A 2,111-nucleotide genomic window follows, 5' to 3' on the forward strand; every position below is an offset into this window, starting at 1 on the left:
ATTGTGGCGGTTGCCCCGCATCTTTCGTTGGACCGCGCCATCATTCTCTCCGAAGGTTCGGTGGTCACGGTGACCGTCAATACCAGTCATCAGGCGGTGATGAGCGTGGACGGGCAGGCGCCAATCACCATGGAGGATGGTGACGCGGTGCGGGTGGATGCCCTGCCGGAGATGGTGCGCTTTGTCCGTTTTCAGGATTATGGTTACTTTTATCGCAATCTGACCGCTTACATGGAACAAAACCCTGCCGCTGAGGATTTATCATGATCGAGGATGCACAACCGAAACTTTACTGCGTCAATCATCCCAACCGCGAAACGTTGCTGCGCTGCAATCGCTGCGAACGGCCGATTTGTGTGGAGTGTGCTGTGCTGACCGAAACCGGTTACCGCTGCCGCGACTGCCTGCGCGGGCAGCAAAAGAAATTTGAAACCGCCCAATGGCTTGATTACCCCCTTGCGCTGGCGGTTGCCGGTTTGCTGGGGTTTTTGGGAAGTTTGTTGACTTCTTTTCTGGGATTTTTTACAATTTTTCTGGCGCCAATTGCCGGTGTGATTATTGCCGAGGCGGTGCGCAGTGTTACCCGCAAGCGGCGCGCCCGTCTGTTGTATAACACGGCCACGCTGGCTGCCGGTGCGGGCGGCGCCATTCTGCCGTTGATCAATCTGCTGGCGATTGTAATGGGAATGGGTGTCTTGAACCTTTTTGGCTTGATCTGGCAGGTGCTGTATGTGGTGCTGGTCACCAGCACCGTTTTCTACCGGTTGACCGGAATTCAAATTCGATGAACGAATCCAAATGCTGACCGAATTACGCATCCAGAATTTTGCCATCATCCAATCGCTGGAGTTGACCCTGCAGCCCGGTCTGACCACCTTTACCGGTGAAACCGGCGCGGGCAAATCCATCATTCTGGATGCGATTACTGCTCTGCTCGGCGGACGCGCCGAACCAACATTCATCCGCGCCGGCGCCGAGCGAGCCAGCATTGAAGCGCTTTTTCTCATTCCGCCGACCAACCGCCAGGCCATTCTCGAACTGCTGCAACGGGAGGATTTGCTGGAGGATGAAGAGTCCATTCTGATCAGCCGCGAAATTCGCCAGAACGGACGCAGTACGGCGCGCGTCAACGGTCACAGCGTTTCGGTGACTCTGCTGCGCGAATTGGGCAGTTTTCTGGTGGATATTCACGGGCAGTCCGAGCATCTTTCGCTGCTGAATGTGCGCCAGCATTTGAATTTGCTGGATCGGTTTGCCGCTTCCAATGAAACCCTGGCGGCCTATCAGCAGGTTTACCGTGAATTGCGCCGCACCCAGAAGGAACTGGAAACCCTGCGCCACAGCGAACAGGATGCCGCCCGGCGCACCGACCTGCTGGAATATCAGGCGCGCGAGATCGAAGAAGCCCGCCTGCAAGCAGGAGAAGAGGAGACCCTGCGGCAGGAACGCAACCGGCTGGCCAATGCTGAAAATTTATCCTCGCTGGCGCAGGAAGCGCTCAATCTTTTGGATGAAGGCTTACCCGAGGCGCCTGCCCTGACCGATCTGCTCGGCCAGGTGATTCAAGCACTGGAAGGGCTGGCACGCATTGACGCGGAGCAGAACCGGCTGGCAGAGCAGGCGCTGCTGGTCAACGATACGCTGGCGGAGATCAGCCGCGATTTGCGCCTGTATCTGGACACGATTGAGTTCAACCCGCGCCGGCTGGAGCAGGTGGAAGAACGGCTGGATTTGATTCACCGGCTCAAACGCAAGTACGGGGGCAGCGTCGAGACGGTGCTGGCGTTTGCCCGCTCTGCCCGGCAGGAGCTGGAAACGATTGCCCATGCTACCGAACGAATTGCCGAACTGGAGGAGAAAGAAAAAGACCTGCGTCAGCAGCTGGCCGAACTGGCTGCCCGCCTTTCCCAAGTTCGGCAGGCTGCCGCCGCTCAACTGGCAAAGGCGGTTGAAGCCGAGCTGGCCGATTTGAGCATGGCCGGCGCCCGCTTCAGCGTGGATTTACGCACACAGCCAGACCCGCACGGCCTCAGCCTGAACGGCGCGGGTGATCCGCTGGCGTTTGATGAGAATGGTGTGGATCAGGTGGAGTTCTTAATTGCCCCCAACCC

2 protein-coding genes and 1 pseudogene are annotated in these 2,111 nt (G+C 58.0%); all 3 read left to right on the forward strand.

The genetic code is table 11. The features are described 5' to 3' along the window. Positions 1 to 267, forward strand: a pseudogene (locus VAE48_RS15775) (hypothetical protein); the annotation flags it as partial. Next, positions 264 to 788 (forward strand): B-box zinc finger protein, encoded by a 525-nt coding sequence (locus tag VAE48_RS15780; RefSeq protein WP_322794297.1) that lies wholly within the window; start codon positions 264 to 266, stop codon positions 786 to 788. The pseudogene VAE48_RS15775 and the gene VAE48_RS15780, both read left to right, overlap by 4 nt. Before the next feature lie 10 nt (positions 789 to 798). Next, positions 799 to 2,111: DNA repair protein RecN (locus VAE48_RS15785; RefSeq protein ID WP_322794298.1), on the forward strand; the 1,313-nt coding region annotated here is incomplete at its 3' end.

Source organism: Bellilinea sp., assembly GCF_034432615.1.
GTDB lineage: Bacteria > Chloroflexota > Anaerolineae > Anaerolineales > Anaerolineaceae > Bellilinea.

Coding starts and splice junctions, on each gene's coding strand:
- VAE48_RS15780 (WP_322794297.1), top strand. CDS start 264: ATGATCGAGGATGCACAACCGAAACTTTACTGCGTCAATCATCCCAAC.